Source organism: Roseomonas sp. KE0001 (assembly GCF_016107285.1).
Lineage (GTDB): Bacteria > Pseudomonadota > Alphaproteobacteria > Acetobacterales > Acetobacteraceae > Pseudoroseomonas.
Window position 1 is genome coordinate 375,219 of the sequence record NZ_RCVQ01000005.1, and the last position, 16,155, is coordinate 391,373.

Below are 16,155 nucleotides of genomic sequence, written 5' to 3' on the forward strand. Positions count from 1 at the left end.
GCAAGAGGCGGGCCGCCGGCCACGCCGGCGAGCATGGAGCAGCGCGATGGAATCCTTCCTCTTCACCGGCGGACGCCTGCTGGACCCGGCGCGGGACCGGCTGCTGGACGGCTTCTCCGTGCTGGTCGAGGGCGGCCGGGTGCGCGAGGTGTCGGACCGCCCGATCCACAGCGCCTCGGCGACGCGCCTGGACCTCGATGGCCTCACGCTGATGCCCGGCCTGATCGACGCGCATGTCCACGTCATCGCCGCCATGGTCGATCTGGGCGCCAATGCCATGCAGCCTTCCTCGCTGGCGGCCTTCCGCGCCGGGGCGGTGATGCGCGGCATGCTGATGCGCGGCTTCACCACGGTGCGCGACGTGGGCGGCGCCGATGCCGGCCTGGCCATCGCGGTCGAGGAGGGGCTGGTGGAGGGCCCGCGCCTCGTCGTCTGCGGCAAGGCGCTGAGCCAGACCGGCGGGCATTCCGACCTGCGCAGCCCCTTCGACGACCGGCCCGGCATCTTCTCCGAACGGGTCGGCGCGCTCGGCCGCCTCTGCGACGGCGTGGACGCCGTGCGCCGCGCCGCGCGCGAGGAGCTGAAGGCGGGGGCCCGCTTCATCAAGATCATGGCCAATGGCGGCGTCGCCTCGCCGAGCGACCCGATCCACGCCCTCGGCTTCTCGCGCGAGGAGATCCGCGCGGTGGTCGAGGAGGCGGAGAATTTCGGAACCTATGTCTCGGCGCATCTCTACACCGACGCGGCGATCCGCCGGGCGGTGGAATGCGGGGTCCATTCCCTGGAGCACTGCAACCTGATCACCGCCGAGACGGCGGCGCAGGCGGCGGCGGCCGGGGCGATCGCGGTGCCGACGCTGGTCACCTACGAGGCCCTGGCGATGGAGGGCGCGGCCATGGGGCTGAAGCCGGAATCGGTCGCCAAGATCGAGACGGTGCGGCGCTCGGGCCTCGAATCGCTCGACATCATGCGCCGCGCCGGCCTGCCCATGGCCTTCGGCACCGACCTGCTGGGCGGGCTGCACCGGCACCAGTCGATGGAGTTCGAGATCCGCGCCCGGGTGCTTCCGGCGGCCGAGATCATCGCCTCGGCCACCACCGTCGCGGCGCGGCTGCTGCGGATGGAGGGGGAGATCGGCGTCATCGCCCCCGGCGCCCATGCCGACCTGCTGGTGGTCGAGGGCGATCCCTACCGCGACCCGGCGCTGCTGCAGCGGGAGGCGGCGTTGCGTGCCATCCTGCGCGGTGGCCGCTTCGTCAGGAACGGGCTGGGCTGATCCGTGCGCCTCACCCGCGCCGGCTTCCTCTCGCTCCTGGCCACGCCGTTGGTGCTGCCGGCGATCCGCGCCGCGGCGCAGCCCGTCTGGCCGCGGCGCGTCACCGACATGGCGGGGAGGACCGTGACGCTGAAGGCGCCGCCACGGGCCATCCTGCTGGGCGAGAGCTTCCAGCTCCTGGCCATGGGGCTTCTGCACCCCGATCCGGTCTCGCTGCTGGCCGGCATGGGCGGTGATCTGCGCCAGGCCGACCCGCGGAGCCACGAGGCCTGGCTGCGCCGCTTCCCGGCGCTGGCCACGGTGCCGGAGGTGACGGGCGGGGTGGGGCAGGCCTTCTCGCTGGAGCGCGTGCTCTCGCTGCGGCCGGATCTCGTCATCCTCGGCGCGTGGCAGAGGCGGCGCGACGATTCGGCGCAGGAGCTGGCGCTGCTGGAGGCCGCCGGCATCCCGGTGCTGTTCATCGATGTCTTCCGCAGGCCGCTGGAGAATGTCGGCCCCAGCATCCGCCTGCTGGGCGAGGTGCTGGACCGGCGCGAGGCCGCGGCGGAGTTCGTCGCCCTGCACGAGGCGCGGCTGGCCCGTCTCCGCGAGCGCGTTGCCGGCCGCCCGCCGGGGCCCCTGGCCCTGCTGACCGCCTTCCCCGGCCGCTGGCCCTGCTGCTGGGTGGCCGGCGCCTCGGGCGGCGGCGAGTACCTGGCGCCCGCCGGGCTGCGCAACGCGACCGAGGGCCAGGCCGGGCTGGCGGATGGCGGCCTGACCGGGCTGGAGCAGGTGCTGGCGATGCGGCCGGATCTGGTGATCGGCACCGGCCTGGCGCTGTCCGGCGATGGCCGGGACGGCGGCCTGGCCCTGGGCAGCGGCGTGCCGGCGGCCGTGGCGCGGGAGAGCCTGGCCCGGCTGGCGCGCGAGGCGGAATGGCGCAGCCTCGGCGCGGTGCGCGACGGGCGGCTGCACGGGCTGTGGAACTTCTTCACCGGCAGCCCGATCGGCATGGTCGCCGCCGAGGCGGTGGCCCGCTGGGGGCGGCCGGACCTCTTCGCCGATCTCGATCCCGCCGCGACGCTGGAGGAGATCAACCGCCGCTTCTCGGCCGTGCCGTTCGAGGGCACCTACTGGGTGAGCACCGATCCGGCCCAGGATGGGCCGCGCCGCGGCTGAGGCGGCGCTTCCGTCCGGCTCAGGCCGCCATCGCCATCCCGTCCCGCTGCGGGTCGGCGCCGCCTTCCCAGCGGCCGTCGCGCAGCAGCAGGCCATGCGGCGCGCCGAAGGCGTGGCTCTGGTAGGAGCGCGCCGTGGGATAGCCCATGGCCCGCAACGCCGCCTCGGTGCCGTGCGGGATGCGGTTGCAGAGGTCGATGGTGTCGGACAGCGCGACGATGCGCGGCGCCGCCACGGCCTCGGCCATGCCCATGCCGAAATCCACCACGTTCATGATCGCCTGGGCCAGGGCCGGGACGATGTAGGTGCCGCCCGGCGCGGCCAGCACCATGACCGGGGCCTCGCCCTCGAAGAGGATCGTCGGCGCCATGGCGCTGCCGCGGCTCTTGCCCGGCGCGATGGAGGCGGCGCGGCCGGGGCGCGGGTCGAAGCCGCTCATGCAGCCATTGTACATGAAGCCCAGCCCCGGCGTGATGACGCCCGAGGGGATGCCCAGCGTGTGCGTCAGCGAGACGGCGTTGCCCTCGGCATCGACGACGCAGACCACGGTGGTGTCTGGCGGGTCCAGGGGCTCCCCGGCGCGCTCGACATGCGCCACCTCGCCGGCGCGGATGCGGCCGGCGAGCAGGGCGGCGTGCTCCGGCGAGAGCAGCCGGCCGAGCGGCACGTCGACGAAGTCGGGGTCGCCCATATGGGCGTCCCTGTCGATGGTCATCCACTTCATCGCCTCGGCCAGCAGGCGCAGGTGCTCCGTGCTGCCATGGCCGAGCGCGCCGAGCTCGAAATGCCCGAGGATCTGCAGCAGCCCGATCAGCGAGGCGCCGCCGGCGGGCGGCGGGTTGGAGGCGATGCGCAGGCCGCGGTAACGACCCCAGACGGGCGCCTTCTCCCGCACGCGATAGGCGGCCAGATCCTCCAGGGTGATCAGCCCGCCGCCCGCCTGGATGTCCGAGACCATCTCGCGCGCCAGGGCGCCGCGATAGAACTCTTCCGCGCCGCCGGCGGCGATGCGCTCCAGCGTGCGCGCCATCCCGGGGTTGCGCAGCGTCTCGCCGGGGCGCTTCAGCCGCCCGTCCGGCCGAAAATAGACCTGCCGCCCCTCCGTGCTGAAGCGCAGCTTGTCCTCGACATTCACCTGGCCGTCGCCGCCGTGGTCGATGGTCCAGTAGTAGTGCATGTAGGGCCGCACCAGCACGCCGCGATGCGCCTGGGCGATGGCCGGCGCCATCACCTCGGCCAGCGGCATCGTCCCGAAGCGCGACAGCGCCTCGCAATAGCCCGCGACATTGCCCGGCGTTCCGATGGCGCCGTGGCCGAGATCGTTGCCCTGGTCGGAGAGCAGGAAGACGAAGCCGTCGCGCGACTGGCCGATGAACTTCTCCGTCCACATCGTGGGCGTGGCGGCGAGCGGAGCGCGGCAGAAGAATTCCAGCACCGTGTGCACGCCCTGGCGCGGCAGGCAGAGCTGCATGGCGCCGAAGCCGCCGATGCCGCACATCTGCGGATCGACGACGCCCTGGCTGAAGGCGCAGGCGATCGCGGCATCCACGGCGTTGCCGCCGCGCCGCAGCACCTCGACCCCGGCCTCCACCGCTTCCGGCTGCGCCGCCACCACCATGCCCCGCATCGCCGTGCTCCTTCCCCGCGAGGCGGCAGAGTGCGCCGAAGGGCGCCGGGCGTGAAGCCGCCGCTGGTGCTAGCGCCCGCCCCGCCCCGCCCGGGGGGCCGGCAGGACCGCCCGAAGCTCCGGCGTCGCGCCGCAACCCGCGCAGGGCAGGCGGCGCGGCAGGTCGGCCAGGCGGGTGTCGCGGGCGAAACGCCGCGAGAGCGCGATCTCCTCCACCGTCGGCCAGGCCTCCTGGCCGCAGGCGCAGAGGAGATGCAGCGCATAGCCATGCGCGTAGTAGAGCGGCGTGGTGGGGTCGGGCGCCGCCGCGAGGACAGGAAGGCTCATGCGCCGCAGGCTAGCGGGACGGTCACGAGGCGCGTCAAGCGATTGATTCGGCTCAGGAGTCGCGGAGGAGTCCGGCGTGCCTCACAATCCCGCGAAACGCGGCCCGGCCGCCTCAGGCGGCGATGTTGCGCCGCGCCTCCTCGCCGATCGCCTCGGCCACCATCTGCGCCGTCGCGGCGGAGAGGGTCCAGCCGAGATGGCCATGGCCGGTGTTGTAGAAGACGCCCGGACGACTGCCGCGGCCAATGCGCGGCATCATGCCCGGCGTCATCGGGCGCAGCCCCGCCCAGGGGACGCTGCGCGCCGTGCTGACCTCGGGGAAGAGGTCGCGCACCCAATCGACCAGGGGCCGGACGCGGTCGGCGCGGATGTCGCGGTTCTCGCCGTTGAACTCGGCCGTGCCGGCGACGCGGAAGCGGTCGCGGCCCAGCCGGCTGGTGACGATCTTGGTGGCGTCGTCCAGCAGGCTGACCTGGGGCGCGGCGTCCTGGCTCCGCGCATCGTCCAGGTGCACGGTGATGGAATAGCCCTTCACCGGATAGACGTTGACGCGGTCGCCCAGCAGCGCGGCGAAGCGGCGGCTGGCAATGCCGGCGCAGACCACGAGGCGGTCCACCACCTCCACGCCGCCCGGCACGCCCCGCCCGGCCTTGTCCCAGGCGATCTCGATGCCGCGCGCGGTGTGGGTGATGCGGCTGACCTCGGCCTCGGCGACGAAGCGGGCGCCATGGCGCTGGCAGGCCTCGGCCAGGCCGCGGGTGAACTTGTGGATGTCGCCGGTGGAATCCGAGGGCGTGAAGAATCCGCCGTAATAGGTGCCCTGCAGCGCCGGCTCGATGGCGCGCATCTCCTCCGGCGTCACGGCGCGGCGGTCGAGCCCGCCCTCGGTCAGCAGCGCGTTGGTGCGCTGCGCCGCCTCGAAGCCCGGCCGGTCGCGGTAGATGTGCAGGATGCCGCGCCGCTCCAGGTCGAAGTCGATGCCCTCCAGCGCGGCGATGTCGAAAAGGTGCCTGCGCGCCGCGATGGCCAGGCGTGTGGTCTCGATCGTATGGGCGCGGTAGTGGCGGATCTGTCCCAGGAACTCGCCCATCCAGCTGTACTTGTGCCAGCCGGGGCGGGGGTTCAGCAGCAGCGGCGCATCCTGCCGCAGCATCCACTTCATGCCCTTCAGCACCGTCGCCCAGCTGTTCCAGACCTCGGCATTGCTGGCCGAGAGCTGGCCGCCATTGGCGAAGGAGGTCTCCATCGCGGCATAGCGGTGCCGGTCGAGCAGCACCACCTGGTGGCCGCGCTGCAGCAGGGCATAGGCGGTGGTCACGCCGGTGATCCCGGCGCCGATGATGGCGATCTTGCTCATGGGTCGAGCCGTCTCCGTGAGGATGGCGCGGCAGCGCGGTGCGGTCCTCGGCCGCGCCGTCTGCCCCCATCTGTCACGGTGCCTGAGAGCTTAACCCGGCGCGCCGGGATATCCCCTTCGGCGGGCGGTGCCGGGGCCATGCCCGGTCCGCCTCTCTCCAGATCGTCCTCGCCCTGCAGTCCGGGTGCCTGAGAGTTTCCTGGGGGGTTGCTCCGTCGGCGGCGGCATGGCGCCTCTGACGAGGGCCTGCCGCGCTCTCCTGCCTGGCTTCGGCGGACGCGGCGCAGGGTGGCAAAGCCGCGCCGGCGCCGTCAAGCACAATCGACCCTCCCGCCTCAGCGGGGCAGCAGCACCTCCAGCGCGGCGGCCAGCGAGCGGCGCCAGTCCGCCGGCTCGATGCCGTGCACCCGGCCGATCCGCCCGCAATCCAGCCGGCCATCGGCCGGGCGCCGCGCCTTGGTCGGATACTCGGCGGTGGTGATGGCCTTCAGCGCCGGCACCCTGGCGCCGCGTTCCGCCGCCTGGGCGAAGATCTCGGCGGCGAAACCGTGCCAGGTGGTCCAGGGCGCGCCGGTCAGGTGGAACAGGCCGAAGGCCTCGTCGCCAGCCCCGGCGGCGGCCAGGCGCGGCAGCATCCGGGCGATGGCCTCTGCCAGGTCGGCGGCGAAGGTGGGTGCGCCGTGCTGGTCGGCGACGACGCTGAGCGTCTCCCGCTCGGCGCCGAGGCGCAGCATGGTCTTGAGGAAGTTGTTGCCGTCAGCGCTGCAGACCCAGGCGGTGCGCAGGATGGCGGAGCGGGGATTGGCGGCCAGCACGGCCTCCTCCCCGGCGCGCTTGGAGGCGCCATAGACACCGGCCGGGCTGGCGGCGTCGGTCTCGACATAGGGGCTGCCCTTCAGCCCGTCGAAGACATAGTCGGTGGAGACATGCACGAAGGGCAGGCCGCGCCGGGCCGCGGCCTCGGCCAGCAGGGCCGCGCCGGTCGCGTTGATGGCATAGGCCAGGTCGCGCTCGTCCTCGGCGCGGTCCACCGCCGTATAGGCGGCGGCGTTGATGACGACCTCCGGCGCCGTGTCGGCCACGGCGCGGGCGATCGAGGCCGCGTCCGTCAGGTCCAGCTCGGGCGCCTCCAGGGCGGTGACCTCGTGCCCGTCCCGCGGCAGGCGGCGGGAGAGCGCCAGGGCGAGCTGGCCGGTGCGGCCGGCGACGAGGACCCGCATCAGCGGGCGGCGCCCTGGCGACGGTGAAGGGGGTGAACCGGCATTCTCTGTCTCCCTGTCTCTCCCCGTCTTCTAGGCCGGGCCCGCCGCGCCGCCCAGCCCGCCGCTGCGGGTCCCGGCCCGCCCGGGGATGACAGGAGCGTCATTTTCGGGCCGTCCCGCCAAAAAACCTGTGGAAGGCGGGGCTTCGCGGGCCTTCCGGGCCGGGCGCGCGCTTGACCGGCCACGGGCGGTTGTGTCTCTCCTCGGGCATTACCACCAAGTCGGAGTGACGCCTTGACCGAAGATACCCGCCCGCTGAGCCGCCAGGATCTGATCGATTCCGCCGCCGCCGCCACGGGCCTGCCCAAGACCCAGGCCGATGCGGTGCTGAAGGCCGTGCTGTCGACCCTGGGCGACACCCTCGGGGCCGGGCGCGAGGTTCGCCTGGCCGGGTTCGGCTCCTTCGCGGTGAGCGAGCGCGCCGCCCGCCAGGGCCGCAACCCGGCCACCGGCGAGGTGGTGGAGATCGCCGCCAGCCGCACCGTGAAGTTCAAGCCGGCCAAGGATCTCAAGAGCCGCCTCGGCGAGGCCGGCTGACGGCGCGCGGCGGAGGCCTCCGGGTGCTCCGCCGCCCCCGACATTTCCGGCCCCGCCCCCTCCGGTCTTGACCCCTTCGGCGCCCGGCGGAATGGTGTCGTGTCCCCAGGCAGGGAGAGCGGCGATGAGTGGGCCCGATCACCATCACCACCATGACCATGACGACGAGGGTAGCGAGCTCTCGGGGATGGCGCTGCGCGTGCGCGCGCTGGAATCCCTGCTGGTCGAGAAGGGCTACGCCGATCCGGCCGCGCTGGACGCGCTGATCGAGACCTACGAGACGCGCATCGGCCCGCGCAACGGCGCCCGCGTCGTGGCGAAGGCCTGGGCCGATCCCGACTTCCGCGACTGGCTGCGGCGCGACGCCTCGGCCGCCATCCATTCCCTCGGCTATACCGGGCGCCAGGGCGAGCACATGGTGGCGGTGGAGAACACCGAGGCGGAGCACAACATGGTCGTCTGCACCCTGTGCTCCTGCTACCCCTGGCCGGTGCTGGGCCTGCCGCCCGCCTGGTACAAGTCGCCCGCCTACCGCTCCCGCGCCGTGCTCGATCCGCGGGGCGTGCTGGCCGATTTCGGCGTCACCCTGCCGGAGACGACGCGCATCCGCGTCTGGGATTCCACGGCCGAGACGCGCTACCTCGTCATCCCCCGCCGGCCCGCCGGCACCGAGGGCTGGGAGGAATCGCGGCTGGCCGATCTCGTCAGCCGCGATTCCATGATCGGCACCGCCCTGGCGCGCGAGCCGGCGGCATGAACGGCGCGCAGGACCTGGGCGGCATGCAGGGCTTCGGCCCGGTGCGGCCGGAGCCGGAGGAGGTCCGCTTCCATGCCGGCTGGGAGAGGCGCGCCCTGGCGGTGACGCTCGCGGCCGGGGCGCTCGGGCAATGGAGCATCGATGCCGCGCGGCATGCGCGGGAGACCCTGCCGCCGGGCGAGTACCTGACCTCCAGCTACTACGAGATCTGGATCAAGGGTCTGGAGAAGCTGCTGCTGCAGAAGGGCCTGGTGACCGAGACCGAACTGCGCGACGGCAAGGCATACGGGCCCGGCAGGCCGCTGAAGCCGCTCGCCGCCGCCGAGGTCGCGCCGATGCTGGCGCGCGGCTCGCCCTATTCCCGCCCGGCGGGGGCGCCGGCGCACTTCGCCGAGGGGGAGGCCGTGCGGGCGCGCAACTTCCAGACCAGCGGCCATACCCGCCTGCCGCGCTACGCGCGCGGGCGGCAGGGTGTCATCGAGCGTGTGCATGGCGTCTTCGTCTTTCCGGACACGCTGGCGCTGGGCGGCGACGAGGCGCCGCAATGGCTCTACGCCGTCCGCTTCACCGCCGGCGAGCTCTGGGGCGAGGGCGCCGATCCGGCCGTCACCGTCACCCTCGATGCCTGGGAGTCCTATCTTGAGCCGGTGTGACGATGCGACGGCCGAGGCGCTGAGCCTGCCGCGCGACGCGGAGGGTCCGGTCTTCGCCGAGCCCTGGGAAGCCCAGGCCTTCGCCATGGCCGTGGCCCTGCACGAGGCGGGATGCTTCGGCTGGGGCGAATGGGCGGAGGCGCTCGGCCGCTGCATCGCCTCCGGCGGCGGCTCCTACTACGCGCAGTGGCTGGATGCGCTGGAGGCCTTGCTGGCGGAGAAGGGGATCGTCGCGCCGGAGGCGCTGGAGGCGCGCCGCCAGGCCTGGGCGCGGGCGGCCGCGGCGACACCCCATGGCCGGCCGATCACCCTGGCGGCGGATCCGCTGGCCGCTCCCCTGGCCTCTCCCTCGGCGAGCCCCGCCGCCGGGTCCCGGCCGCCCGGGCCACCGTCCGCGGGCCATCTGGCGGGCTGAGGCGCGGCGGTTCCGCGGGTGGGAAGCGGTAGTAGCGCGCCGCGTTGTCGTGAAAGACGGCGCGCTGCTCCGACGGGCTGAAGGGGGCCAGGATCTCCCGCAGGCCGTCGCAGATGGCGGCGTAGGACATGCTGCGGCGGGCCATGGGATAGTCGCTGCCGAACATCGCCCGCCCGGGCCCGAAGGCCTCGAGGCAGGGCAGCACCACGGCCGCCAGCGCCTTTGTCTCCGTGCCCTCGCTGTAGGCGCTCGGGTGCGAGAGCTTGATGGCGACATTGGGCCGCGCCGCCAGGACCCTCAGCCCGCGGCGCCAGCGCTCCAGCCCCGCCGCATCGCGGTCGAGCGGCGAGGCGCAGTGGTCGACGATGAAGACCTGGTCCGGCAGGGCCGCCGCCAGCGCCGCCACCTCCTCGGCCTGGTAGGGGTTCATGAGCAGCTCCATGACCAGGCCGTGCGCGCGCAGCAGCGCGAGCCCCTGGCGCCAGGCGGCGTGCTCCGTCAGGCCGCGCAGGGTCCAGCTCCGCGCCGGATCGGGATGCCAGCGGATGGTCTCGCGCAGGCCGGCGAGGCGGGGGGAGGCGGCGAGCTGGCGCTCCAGCATCTCGGCCGCGCCGCCGGCCGCGAGCGGCACATAGCCGACATAGCGTCCGGCGATTCCCGCCGGGCGCGCCAGCCCCTCCAGCCAGAGCGTCTCCTCCGAGGGATCGTGGATCCGGTCCCACAGCGCCTCGACATGCACCGAGCCGACGATGCCCTGGCCCGCCATGTCCGCCAGCAGGTCGTCGATCAGGTAGTCCTGCTGCAGATGGCTGACATCGCCCAGCACGCCGACATGCCGGCCCGAGATCCAGGGATGGCGGCGCATCGACAGGTCCCACAGGTGATGGTGGGCGTCGATGATCGGACCCTTGTAGCGTCGGGCGTGCATGACCTTTCCTTGTCCGCGTCGGGTCCTTGTCCGCGTCGGGCATCTCCCCGGTTCCAGAATGCGGCAAGCCGGGGCGGGGAGCGAGAGCGGCACCGTATGACAAAACGGCAACTTTCCGGCCGGCCGCCTCTTCTTCCCTGGCATTCGAGGAAGGAGCCGGCATGCGCAACAGGGACCGGGTGGCGGTGATCACGGGGGCTTCGGCCGGGGTGGGCCGGGCCACGGTGCTGCGCCTGGCGCGGGCCGGCTGGCATATCGGCCTGATCGCGCGCGGCGCCGAGCCCCTGGAGGCGCTGGCCCGCGAGGTCCGGGCCCTGGGTGCCGAGGCCCTGCCGCTGCCCTGCGACGTGGCCGATGCCGCGGCGGTCGAGGCGGCGGCAAGCGAGGCCGAACGCGTGCTCGGCCCGATCGACGCCTGGATCAACAACGCCATGGTCACGCTCTACGCCCCGATCCATGACGTCAGCCCGGAGGAGTTCCGCCGCGTCACCGAGGTCTGCTACCTGGGCTATGTCCACGGCACCATGGCGGCCCTGCGGCGGATGCGGGGGCGGAACCGGCCCGGCCGCATCCTCCAGGTCGGCTCGGCGCTGGCCTATCACGGCATTCCGCTGCAGGGCGCCTATAGCGGCGCCAAGCATGCCATCCAGGGCTTCACGGATTCGCTCCGCGCCGAGCTGCGGCAGGAAGGCAGCGGGATCAGCGTGACCGAGGTGCACCTGTCGGCGGTCAACACCCCGCAATTCGCCTGGGCCCGGGCGCGCCTGCCGCACCGCCCCCGTCCGATGGGCCGCGCGGTGACGCCCGAGGCGGCGGCCCGCGCCATCGAGGCGGCGCTGATCCATGGCGGCCGTGAGCACTGGCTCGGCGGCGCGGGGCTGATGGCGCTGCTCGGGCCCCTGATGCCGGGCCTCGCCGACCGCTACCTGGCCCGCGCCGCGCCCTCCGGGCAGATGGATCCGGCCGCGCCGCCGCGCCCGGCCCAGGCGGCGGGGAATCTCTTCGAGCCGCGCGCCGTCTTCGACCGGCTGGACGGCCCCTATGCCGCCGAGGCCACGGACCGGGCGCTGCGGCTCTCGGGCGGGGCGGCGCGGGCGCTGGCCGGCGGCGCGGCCCTGGCCCTGGCCTGCGGCGTCGGTCTCGCGCTGGGCCGGAGGCGCGGCTGATGCGGCCTTCCGAGCCGCTGGCTCTGCCGGCGCTGGAGGGCGAGGCCGAGCCGGCGGGGCGCGACTACCGGCCGATCGCGGATTACGCCTTCCTGGGCGACGGCCATGGCAGCGCGCTGGTCGCGCGCGATGGCTCGATCGACTGGGCGGCGCTGCCGCGCTTCGATGCCGAGCCGGTCTTCTCGCGCCTGCTCGACCGCCGCCGCGGCGGCTTCTTCCAGGTCCGGCCGGCCGAGGCCTGCACGGTCACGCGCGCCTACCGCCCCGGCACCATGATCCTGGAGACCCGCTTCCGGACGGCGCGGGGCGAGGTGCTGCTGACCGATGCCCTGGTCGCCGGCCCGCCCTCCGGGCAGGGACCGGACCGGCTGCTGCGCCGCGTCGAGGGCCTCGTCGGCGAGGTCGTGATGGTGGCGCGCCATCAGCCCCTGGCGGGCTTCGCCACGGCCTTCCCGGCGCTGCGCCTGACGCCCGGCCTGGTCGATATGGCGGAGGGTCCTTCCCTGGCGACGGATGTGGAGTTCTCCCCGGCCGGCGAGGCCGCCCTGGCGCGCTTCACCCTGGCCGCCGGGGCGGCGCGCCACTTCCTGCTGGGCGATGCCGCCAGCGCGGCACAGGAGCTGCCCGGCTTCCAGGCCCTGCTGGATGAGGCGGCCCGGCGCTGGGGCGAGTGGTCGCGCGGCGCCACCTATGCCGGCCCCTGGCGCGAGATGGTGGAGCGCAGTGCCCTGGTGCTGAAGGGCCTGACCTACACCCCGACCGGCGCCATGGTGGCCGCCGCCACCACCTCGCTGCCGGAGGAGGTCGGCGGCATTCGCAACTGGGACTACCGCTTCTGCTGGCTGCGCGATTCCTGCCTGGCCTTCTATGCCCTGAAGAAGCACGGCCAGGTGCGGGAGGCGCAGGCCTTCCTCGACTTCGTCCTCGGCCTTTGCCGCGGCGAGAACGGGCGCCTGCCGCCGCTCTTCGACATCACCGGCAGCCGGGGGATGGCAGAGGAGGAGGTGGCGCATTTCGAGGGCTATCGCGGCAGCCGCCCGGTGCGCAACGGCAACGAGGCGGCGGAGCAGCACCAGCTCGACGTCTATGGCCAGGTGCTGGACCTGATCCATTTCCACCACAGCATCGGCGGCGCGGTGGAAGGCCCGCTGCGCGACACCGCCATCGCCCTGGCCGACCTCGTGGCCCGGGAGTGGCGCGAGCCGGATGCGGGGCTGTGGGAGCCGCGCCAGCCGGAACAGCACTACGTCCATGCCGCGCTGATGAACTGGGTGGCACTGGACCGCGCCATCCGCTGCTTAGGAGCGCGCGAGCACTGGCTGCGCGAGCGGCAGGCGATCGAGGAGGCGATCCGGCGCGAGGGCGTGCATCCGGTGCGCGGCCATCTCACGCAGGTCATGGGCGGCGAGGACGTGGACGCGGCGCTGCTGCTGGCGCCGATGCTCGGCTTCCCGCTGGATGACGCGGTGCTGGAGCGCACCGTCGATGCCGTGATCGCGCGGCTGGGGCACGGCCCGCTGGTCTATCGCTACAAGACCGAGGACGGGCTGCCGGGGCACGAGGGAACCTTCCTCCTTTGCGCCTTCTGGCTGGTCGACGCGCTGCTGGCGCTCGGCCGCGAGCGAGAGGCGCGGGAGCGCTTCGCCGCCCTGGTGGCGATGGCCAACGATGTCGGCCTCTATGCCGAGGAAATCGGCGAGGCGGGCGAGTTCCTCGGCAACTTCCCGCAGGCCTTCAGCCATCTCGGCCTGATCCACAGCGCCCTGGTGCTGGATCTCTACGAGGCCGGGGGCCGGGAGGCGGTGCGCGGCAGCTATGCGGACCGCGCGCTGCGCGAGACCCGCAACCGCCTCGCGCCCAGCCTGCCCCCCCGCCATCCCCCCGGCGGCGCGCCGGAGGCGTGAGGCCGCCCGTCCCTCAGGCCCAGGCGCGCAGGATCTCCTCGCTGTCCGCCGTCTCGATCTGCTGGCCGTAGCGCTCGTTGTAGAGGGTCAGCAGCGCGTCATGCGTGCGGTCGGAGGAGGAGCAGATGGCGTCCATCGGCACCACCACCCGGTAGCCGCGATCGACCGCGCCGAGCACGGCCGCCAGCACGCAGACATCCGTCTCGGCGCCGCTGATGATCAGCGTGTCCGCCTCGCGCTCCTGCAGCAGCCGGTCGAGCGCGCCATCCAGCCAGGGCGAGTAGACGGTCTTGTCCAGCACCCGCGCCGGCGGTGCGAAGCGCGCCAGCTCGGGCAGCAACTCGGTCTGGCCGGGCGGCAGTGCCTCCAGCGTCATCTCCGACCAGCTCTCGTAATAGCGCTTCCAGGTGCCGTGCCCCTCGCCCGGGCGCCGGGCCGGGATGAAGCGGGTGAAGACCGTGCGGTCCGGATGTGCCGCCACCAGCCGCTCGACCACCGGCAGGACCCTTTCCATCCAGGGCGTGTGCCAGGGCGAGCCCAGTCCGAAGAGGCGCTGCATGTCGATGCAGAGATGCAGGCACCGCTCCGAGAGCGGGCCCTGGCGCAGACCTGGTTTCTTGCTCATGGCGTCCTTCTCCCGTTGTCCCGGAGTGAAGAATGAGCCAGGAGCGCGAGGGATGCAGGGCGGCGCGCCGGTCAGCCGCCGGTGTCCAGCCGCCGGTGTCAGTCGCCGGGCACGTTGCGGCGCAGCTCCTCCAGCCAGGCGCGGGCATTGCCGTCGGAGGGCGCGCGCCAGTCGCCGCGCGGCGAGAGCGAGCCGCCGGCCACCACCTTCGGCCCGTTCGGCATGGCCGAGCGCTTGAACTGGCTGAAGCCGAAGAAGCGTTGCAGGAAGACCTCCAACCAGCGGCGGATGGTCGGCAGGTCGTAATGCTGCCGCCGCGCCTCGGGAAAGCCGGGCGGCCAGCGGCCGGCGGCGGCATCGCCCCAGGCCTGCAACGCCAGGAAGGCGATCTTGGAAGGGCGGAACCCGTAGCGCAGCGTGTAGAACAGGTTGAAGTCCTGCAGCGCATAGGGGCCGATCCTGGCCTCGGTGCTCTGCAGCGCCTGGGTCTCGGCATCGGCCGGGATCAGCTCGGGCGAGATCTCGGTGTCCAGCACCGAGAGCAGCGTCTCGTTCACCTCCGCCTCGAACTGCCCCGAGGCGGCCACCCAGCGGATCAGGTGCTGGATCAGCGTCTTCGGCACGCCGGCATTGACATTGTAGTGCGACATCTGGTCGCCGACGCCATAGGTGCACCAGCCGAGCGCCAGCTCGGAGAGGTCGCCGGTGCCGAGCACCATGCCGCCGGCGTGGTTGGCGGCGCGGAACAGGTAGTCGGTGCGCAGCCCGGCCTGGACGTTCTCGAAGGTGACGTCATAGACCGGCTCGCCGGCGGCGAAGGGATGGCCGAGGTCGCTCAGCATCTGCCGCGCCGCCGGGCGGATGTCGAGCTCGCGGGCATCGATGCCGAGCGCCGCCATCAGCCGGTGCGCGTTGGTCTTGGTGCCGGCCGAGGTGCCGAAACCAGGCAGGGTATAACCGATGATCTCCGTGCGCGGCCGCTGCATCAGGTCCATGGCCCGCGCGGCGACGATCAGCGCCTGGGTCGAATCGAGCCCGCCGGAGACGCCGATGACGAGCTTGCCGTTGCCCGTGGCGCGCAGCCGCTGCACCAGGCCGGAGACCTGGATGTTGTAGGCCTCGTAGCAGTCCTGGTGCAGCCGCTCCGGATTGGCGGGCACGAAGGGGAAGCGCTCCAGCGCGCGGCGGAAGCCGATGTCGCCGGTGGGCGGGTCGAGGCGGAAGCCGATCTCGCGGAAGGCGGGAGCCAGGCGGCGGCGGTTGTCGTCGAAGCTGCCCTGGCGGGCGCGCTCCTGGCGCAGCAGGTCGAGGTCGATGTCGGCGGTGACGATCTGGTCGGCCTCGGGGAAGCGGTCGCTCTCGGCCAGGATGGCGCCGTTCTCGAAGATCGAGACCTGCCCGTCCCAGGCGAGATCGGTGGTGGATTCCCCCGCCCCGGCGGCGGCGTAGAGATAGGCGGCGAGACAGCGCGCCGACTGCGCCTGCGCCAGCAGCCGGCGGGTGTCGGCCTTGCCCACGGTGATGTTGCTGGCCGAGAGGTTGGCGAGCACCAGCGCGCCGGCCAGGGCCGCCTGGCTGGAGGGCGGCACCGGCACCCAGACGTCCTCGCAGATCTCGGCATGGATGGCGAGGTCCGGCAGGTCGTCGGCGCGGAAGATCTGGTCGGGGCCGAAGGGCGCTTCCTGCCCGGCGAGCCGGATGTGCCCGCCCTCGGTGCCCTCGCCGGCGGCGAAGTGGCGGCGCTCGTAGAACTCGCGGTAGTTCGGCAGATGCACCTTCGGCACCACACCCAGCAGGCGGCCGCGCTGCAGGGCCAGGGCGCAATTGTACAGCCGGCCCCGATGGCGCAGCGGCGCGCCCACCAGCAGCAGCGGGCGCATCGCCGCCGTCGCCGCCAGCAGCTCCGCGACCGCCGCCTCCACCGCGTCGAGCAGCGTGTCCTGCAGCAGCAGGTCGTCGATGGCGTAGCCCGACAGGCTCAGCTCGGGAAAGACGGCGAGCGCCACGCCCTCGGCATCGCAGCGCCGCGCCGCCGCCAGGATGGCCTCGGCATTGCGGGCCGGATCGGCCAGGTGGCAGCGGGTGGTGCAGGCGGCCACCCGGGCGAAGCCGTGGCGGTAGAGGGCATGGAACTCCATGATGGAGAATTGCGCCCGGTCCGGC

General features: G+C 73.3%; 15 protein-coding genes and 2 riboswitches. Of the genes, 8 read left to right on the forward strand and 7 right to left on the reverse strand.

Annotated features, from left to right (window positions below):
- The first annotated feature begins 46 nt into the window (after window positions 1-46).
- Both D9598_RS12755 and D9598_RS12760 read left to right on the forward strand, forming a co-directional pair.
- Entirely contained in the window at window positions 47-1,276 is a 1,230-nt protein-coding gene (locus D9598_RS12755) for an amidohydrolase family protein (protein ID WP_198366891.1), read from the forward strand.
- Window positions 1,277-1,279: 3 nt separating this feature from the next.
- A complete protein-coding gene (locus D9598_RS12760; protein ID WP_370592014.1) occupies window positions 1,280-2,434 on the forward strand; it encodes an ABC transporter substrate-binding protein in 1,155 nt (384 codons plus the stop codon).
- A 19-nt stretch (window positions 2,435-2,453) separates the two neighbouring features.
- On the opposite strand, the gene ggt is transcribed toward D9598_RS12760, so the two are convergent.
- The 4 genes from ggt to rfbD all read right to left on the reverse strand — a co-directional run bounded on the left by ggt (window position 2,454) and on the right by rfbD (window position 6,965).
- Entirely contained in the window at window positions 2,454-4,061 is a 1,608-nt protein-coding gene (gene ggt / locus D9598_RS12765) for a gamma-glutamyltransferase (RefSeq protein ID WP_198366892.1), read from the reverse strand.
- 69 nt (window positions 4,062-4,130) lie between these two features.
- Window positions 4,131-4,388, reverse strand: coding sequence for a hypothetical protein (locus D9598_RS12770; RefSeq protein WP_198366893.1), 258 nt, complete (start codon window positions 4,386-4,388; stop codon window positions 4,131-4,133).
- 112 nt (window positions 4,389-4,500) lie between these two features.
- Entirely contained in the window at window positions 4,501-5,745 is a 1,245-nt protein-coding gene (locus D9598_RS12775) for a D-amino acid dehydrogenase (protein ID WP_198366894.1), read from the reverse strand.
- 68 nt (window positions 5,746-5,813) lie between these two features.
- Window positions 5,814-5,908, reverse strand: a riboswitch (glycine riboswitch).
- A 3-nt stretch (window positions 5,909-5,911) separates the two neighbouring features.
- Window positions 5,912-6,017, reverse strand: a riboswitch (glycine riboswitch).
- 63 nt (window positions 6,018-6,080) lie between these two features.
- Window positions 6,081-6,965 carry a dTDP-4-dehydrorhamnose reductase gene (gene rfbD / locus D9598_RS12780; RefSeq protein ID WP_198366895.1) on the reverse strand — a complete coding sequence of 295 codons (885 nt, stop codon included), beginning with the start codon at window positions 6,963-6,965 and terminating at the stop codon, window positions 6,081-6,083.
- Between the two features lie 276 nt (window positions 6,966-7,241).
- Between rfbD and D9598_RS12785 the strand changes: the two genes are divergently transcribed.
- From D9598_RS12785 to D9598_RS12800, 4 genes are all read left to right on the forward strand, one after another.
- Complete coding sequence (locus tag D9598_RS12785; RefSeq protein ID WP_232477164.1) at window positions 7,242-7,544, forward strand: HU family DNA-binding protein; 303 nt, start codon at window positions 7,242-7,244, stop codon at window positions 7,542-7,544.
- A 124-nt stretch (window positions 7,545-7,668) separates the two neighbouring features.
- The gene (gene nthA, locus D9598_RS12790; RefSeq protein WP_198366896.1) at window positions 7,669-8,301 is read left to right on the forward strand and encodes a nitrile hydratase subunit alpha; all 633 of its coding nucleotides are present in this window, start codon (window positions 7,669-7,671) and stop codon (window positions 8,299-8,301) included.
- Window positions 8,298-8,954 (forward strand): nitrile hydratase subunit beta, encoded by a 657-nt coding sequence (gene nthB, locus D9598_RS12795; RefSeq protein ID WP_198366897.1) that lies wholly within the window; start codon window positions 8,298-8,300, stop codon window positions 8,952-8,954. Before nthA ends, nthB begins: the two co-directional genes overlap by 4 nt.
- Window positions 8,941-9,369, forward strand: coding sequence for a nitrile hydratase accessory protein (locus D9598_RS12800; protein WP_232477165.1), 429 nt, complete (start codon window positions 8,941-8,943; stop codon window positions 9,367-9,369). The genes nthB and D9598_RS12800 overlap by 14 nt, the downstream gene beginning before the upstream one ends.
- Here the strand turns inward: D9598_RS12800 and D9598_RS12805 are convergent.
- A complete protein-coding gene (locus D9598_RS12805; protein ID WP_198366899.1) occupies window positions 9,260-10,297 on the reverse strand; it encodes an amidohydrolase in 1,038 nt (345 codons plus the stop codon). The two genes, D9598_RS12800 and D9598_RS12805, sit on opposite strands and share 110 nt — an antisense overlap.
- 161 nt (window positions 10,298-10,458) lie before the next feature.
- Here D9598_RS12805 and D9598_RS12810 point away from each other — a divergent pair, with 161 nt between their 5' ends.
- A complete protein-coding gene (locus D9598_RS12810; protein ID WP_198366900.1) occupies window positions 10,459-11,463 on the forward strand; it encodes an SDR family oxidoreductase in 1,005 nt (334 codons plus the stop codon).
- Window positions 11,463-13,367, forward strand: coding sequence for a glycoside hydrolase family 15 protein (locus D9598_RS12815; RefSeq protein WP_198366901.1), 1,905 nt, complete (start codon window positions 11,463-11,465; stop codon window positions 13,365-13,367). Before D9598_RS12810 ends, D9598_RS12815 begins: the two co-directional genes overlap by 1 nt.
- A gap of 13 nt (window positions 13,368-13,380) precedes the next feature.
- On the opposite strand, the gene D9598_RS12820 is transcribed toward D9598_RS12815, so the two are convergent.
- Complete coding sequence (locus tag D9598_RS12820; protein WP_232477166.1) at window positions 13,381-13,992, reverse strand: cysteine hydrolase family protein; 612 nt, start codon at window positions 13,990-13,992, stop codon at window positions 13,381-13,383.
- A 98-nt stretch (window positions 13,993-14,090) separates the two neighbouring features.
- Entirely contained in the window at window positions 14,091-16,130 is a 2,040-nt protein-coding gene (locus D9598_RS12825; RefSeq protein WP_198366902.1) for an NAD(+) synthase, read from the reverse strand.
- Between the last annotated feature and the right edge of the window lie 25 nt (window positions 16,131-16,155).

What these genes read in the sequence shown, in the direction of transcription:
- D9598_RS12755 (WP_198366891.1), top strand. Translation starts at nt 47, where the DNA reads ATGGAATCCTTCCTCTTCACCGGCGGACGCCTGCTGGACCCGGCGCGG.
- ggt (WP_198366892.1), bottom strand. Translation starts at nt 4,061, where the DNA reads ATGCGGGGCATGGTGGTGGCGGCGCAGCCGGAAGCGGTGGAGGCCGGG.
- D9598_RS12770 (WP_198366893.1), bottom strand. Translation starts at nt 4,388, where the DNA reads ATGAGCCTTCCTGTCCTCGCGGCGGCGCCCGACCCCACCACGCCGCTC.
- D9598_RS12775 (WP_198366894.1), bottom strand. Translation starts at nt 5,745, where the DNA reads ATGAGCAAGATCGCCATCATCGGCGCCGGGATCACCGGCGTGACCACC.
- rfbD (WP_198366895.1), bottom strand. Translation starts at nt 6,965, where the DNA reads ATGCGGGTCCTCGTCGCCGGCCGCACCGGCCAGCTCGCCCTGGCGCTC.
- nthA (WP_198366896.1), top strand. Translation starts at nt 7,669, where the DNA reads ATGAGTGGGCCCGATCACCATCACCACCATGACCATGACGACGAGGGT.
- nthB (WP_198366897.1), top strand. Translation starts at nt 8,298, where the DNA reads ATGAACGGCGCGCAGGACCTGGGCGGCATGCAGGGCTTCGGCCCGGTG.
- D9598_RS12805 (WP_198366899.1), bottom strand. Translation starts at nt 10,297, where the DNA reads ATGCACGCCCGACGCTACAAGGGTCCGATCATCGACGCCCACCATCAC.
- D9598_RS12810 (WP_198366900.1), top strand. Translation starts at nt 10,459, where the DNA reads ATGCGCAACAGGGACCGGGTGGCGGTGATCACGGGGGCTTCGGCCGGG.
- D9598_RS12815 (WP_198366901.1), top strand. Translation starts at nt 11,463, where the DNA reads ATGCGGCCTTCCGAGCCGCTGGCTCTGCCGGCGCTGGAGGGCGAGGCC.
- D9598_RS12820 (WP_232477166.1), bottom strand. Translation starts at nt 13,992, where the DNA reads ATGAGCAAGAAACCAGGTCTGCGCCAGGGCCCGCTCTCGGAGCGGTGC.
- D9598_RS12825 (WP_198366902.1), bottom strand. Translation starts at nt 16,130, where the DNA reads ATGGAGTTCCATGCCCTCTACCGCCACGGCTTCGCCCGGGTGGCCGCC.